Consider the following 3,863-nt stretch of genomic DNA (forward strand, 5'->3'; position numbering starts at 1 on the left):
TCGGGCGCGGTGCAGGCTTCCACGACGCCCAGCCGGTAGAGCTCCGTGCCGTCGACGCGCAGACCGGTCAGCGCCATGCGGCGCAGCCGCGAGTGGCTGAACAGCCGCATCGCGTGGCGCGCACCGCCGAGCAGGCCGACATCCACCTCGGGCATGCCCAGCGAGCCTTTTTCCGAGGCCACCAGGATGTCGGCAGATGCGCACATCGCGAGACCGGAGCCCAACGCCGCGCCGTTGATCGCGACGATGACCGGCTTGGCGCATTCGCGGATCGCATGAAAGCACTCCCGCGTCCTGCGCGAGTGCGCAGGCAGGTCGCCCGGACCTTTGATGACTTGCGCGCGGCCCTTGAGGTCGGCGCCGGCACAGAAGACCTTGCCGGCGCCGGTCAGCACCACGACGCGCACCTCGTCCATCTCCGAGATGCGATCCAGCGCCAGCGTCAGCTCGTCGTTCAGCACCCGCGTCAGGGCATTGACCGGCGGGCTGTCCATGACCAGGGTGGCGATGTGGTCAGCGATGCTGACCTTCAGCTGGGTGAGGTCGTCCATGGCGTGTCCTGTGAGCTCGATGCGGATAGGCGCCGAGTCTAGGAAGTGGACGGGCGGCGCGCCAGACCGCAGCGCGCAGACCAGCTATGCCGGCCCCGCCATGTCCGGCAACGGCTCCGCGCAGCACAGCCGGTTGCGTCCGGCCTGCTTCGCGGCGTACAGGGCGGCGTCGGCCCGCCGCATCAGCGTGTCGAGCTCGTAGGCCGGCGCGGTGGCGATGCCGATGCTGATCGTGATCTGCAGCGGCGTGCCGGTGCCGATGTCCACCGGCGTGGTCTCGACCCGGGCCCGCAGGCGCTCGCAGACCTCCATGGCGCGCGGCAGCGGCGTGTCGGGCAGCACGACCACGAACTCCTCGCCGCCGCTGCGCACGACGACGTCGGCGGCGCGGAAGTTGTCCCGCAGCAGCTTGCCGAGGGCGACCAGCACCGTGTCGCCCGCCGCATGCCCGTGCGTGTCGTTGACCTGCTTGAAGTGATCGACGTCGATCTGCGCCAGCACCAGCGGCGCCAGGGCCCGGTCCAGCGGGAGGAACAGATCCGCGGCGCGCCGCTCCAGGTGCCGGCGGTTGCCCAGCCCCGTCAGCGGGTCCTGCTCGGCCTGGGCGGCGAAGTGAGCGGCACGGTGCCGTTCCTGCTGGGCCTCCAGCCGGGCCGCCATGGCGACATGCCTGGCGTTCAGTTCCTCGGTGCGGGTGACGAAGAGTGCTGACTGGGTGCGCAGGTGCCGCGTCAGCGTGTGCCGCTCCATGCGCTCCGCGAGCTCGAAGTGCTTCAGCGCCAGCGCGAAGTCGCCCAGCGCCTTGCTTGCGCCGTAGCCAACGAGATGGCCCTTCACGAGCGTCGAGGGCGGCACCGCGTCGCCATGCGCCTCCAGGCGCTGCACGATGTCCAGCGCCTCGCGGGCGTTCCCCAGGCGCAACTGAACGTCCGCCAGCTCGACATCGACATGCCAGGCGTAGGAAGCGAGCTGCTGATCCTGCACCGAGATGCGCAGACGCTGCAGCAGGCTCAGGGCCTGTTCGTTTTCGCCCTGTACCGCGAGAAGTTCGGCCAGGTTGAGACCGATGATGACTTCGAAGGCCGGGTTGGGCACCTCGTCGAGGAGCCCGAAGGCGCGCTCGCCCGCAGCGCGCCCCTTGGCGAGGAAGGTCGCCACCTCCGAAGGCGAGTCGGTGTCGCGCAGCAGATGGGCGATGTGCGCGCAGATCGCGCACAAGGCATTGCAGGCGGACAAGACGCCGCGGGCCGAACTCCGGCTGCCGTGGTCGGCCAGCGCCTGGGAAAGAATGCGTTCGGCCTGCCACGAGTCGCCCACCCGCTCGAACGGGATGGCCAGCGCGACAGCGGCATTCAGCATCCTGCCGGCGTCGCCGCGGCGGGCCGCCAGCGTCACGAGTTCTTCCGCGGCGCCCAGCGCCTGCTCGAACCGGGCCATCTCGCTGCCGGCCAGCGCGACGACCAGCAGGGCCTCGACGCGCGCATCCTCCACGTCCGGCGACGACGGCTGCCTGATATGTTCGGCCGCCAGGTCCAGCGCCTCGTTCATGCGGCCCAGGTACATCCAGTGCCGCGCGAGCCACGCGGTGGCGCGGTACTCGTCCGCTTCCGATGCGAGCGATCGCGCCAGCGCGCGGGCTTCGAGCGCCGCGCTCGCCGCCGCTGCGGCGTCCAGGTTGCACACGGGGTCGGCGAGCCGCATGCACTCGGCGAGGCGGCTGCGTTCGTGGTCATTCGGCGCGATATCAACCAAGCGGTTCCCCTGCCCGCCATTGGGCAAGCCGGCGGTCGTTCGGCCGGATGCCGCACAGCTTGCCGCAGGGCAGGGCGGCAGCTACCGGAGGTTTCCCGGATGCCGCCGCGGCAGGCCCCAGTGGATCGCCTGAACTGGTACGAAATTCCGCCGACATGGGGAAATTACTGAGCAATGAATGCAAATTCGTATGTGTCGCTGCGCCTGCTGTACGCGCACATCGGGGGCGCAAAACCTATCGTTGCACCGTCGTCGCGATGCGCGTGACACCGAGTTCAACACCCCCGAGGAGACACCCATGACTCTGAAGACCCCGCTGGCCCTGTCGCTGGCGATCGCCCTGAGCACCGGCGCGTTCGCGGCGACCGAGATCGTCGTCGCGACCGTCAACAACGGCCACATGATCGAGATGCAGAAGCTGACCCCGCACTTCGAGAAGGCCAATCCCGACATCAAGGTCAAATGGGTGACGCTGGAGGAGGGCGTGCTGCGCCAGCGCGTCACGACCGACATCGCCACCAAGGGCGGGCAGTTCGACGTGATGACCATTGGCATGTACGAGACGCCGATCTGGGGCAAGAAGGGCTGGCTCAAGGAAATCAAGCCCGCCGCCGACTACGACGTCGATGACCTGCTACCGGCCATTCGCAACGGCCTGTCGGTGGAGGGCAAGCTCTATGCCGCGCCTTTCTACGGCGAGAGCTCGATGCTGATGTACCGCAAGGACCTCACCGACAAGGCGGGCGTGAAGTTCGCCGAGCGCCCGACCTGGAACGATGTGCGCGACGCCGCGGCCAAGATCCACGATGCGAAGAACGGCGTCTACGGCATCTGCCTGCGCGGCAAGCCGGGTTGGGGCGACAACATGGCCTTCCTGTCGACGATGGCCAACAGCTTCGGCGCGCAGTGGTTCGACATGAACTGGAAGCCGCAGCTCGAGAGCAAGCCCTGGAAGGACACGGTCACGTTCTACGTCGACCTGCTGAAGAAGTACGGTCCGCCCGGCTCCAGCGCGAACAGCTTCAACGAGATCCTGGCGCTGTACAACGAAGGCAAGTGCGGCATGTGGATCGACGCGACGATCGCGGCCTCGTTCATCACCGATCCGAAGCAGAGCAAGGTCGCCGACAAGGTGGCCTTCGCGCAGGGCCCCTATGCCGTGACGCAGAAGGGCGCGAACTGGCTCTGGGCCTGGTCGCTGGCGATTCCCGCCGGCACCAAGAACACCGACGCGGCGCAGAAGTTCATCATGTGGGCGACCTCGAAGGACTACATCAACCTGGTCGGCAAGGAAAAGGGCTGGGCGGCGGTGCCCACCGGAACGCGCAAGTCGACCTACGCGAATGCGGAATTCCTCAAGGCGGCGAAGTTCGCGCAGGCCGAGAAGGCCGCCCTGGACAGCGCGAATCCGAACGACAGCACGCTGGCCAAGAGCCCGTATGTCGGCGTGCAGTTCGCGGCCATTCCCGAGTTCCAGGCGATCGGCATCGCCGTGGGGCAGCAGATGAGCGCGGCGCTGGCCGGCAAGACCTCCGTCGACGACGCGCTGAAGGCCTCGCA

The 3,863-nt window shown here is 68.2% G+C and carries 3 protein-coding genes; 1 reads left to right on the forward strand and 2 read right to left on the reverse strand.

All coding sequences use genetic code 11. The annotated features are described in order from the left end of the window. Together VLK61_RS15435 and VLK61_RS15440 are read right to left on the reverse strand one after the other, a co-directional pair. The coding region (locus tag VLK61_RS15435; protein ID WP_325422500.1) for an enoyl-CoA hydratase-related protein at positions 1–551 on the reverse strand (551 nt) is incomplete at its 3' end. A gap of 84 nt (positions 552–635) precedes the next feature. Next, positions 636–2,303, reverse strand: a complete 1,668-nt coding sequence (locus tag VLK61_RS15440; protein ID WP_325422501.1) for a GGDEF domain-containing protein — start codon at positions 2,301–2,303, stop codon at positions 636–638. Positions 2,304–2,601: 298 nt separating this feature from the next. On the opposite strand from VLK61_RS15440, the gene VLK61_RS15445 reads away from it, so the two are divergent. Next, on the forward strand, positions 2,602–3,863 hold a 1,262-nt coding region (locus VLK61_RS15445; protein WP_325422502.1), incomplete at its 3' end, for an ABC transporter substrate-binding protein.

Source organism: Aquabacterium sp. (assembly GCF_035476535.1).
GTDB lineage: Bacteria > Pseudomonadota > Gammaproteobacteria > Burkholderiales > Burkholderiaceae_C > Pseudaquabacterium.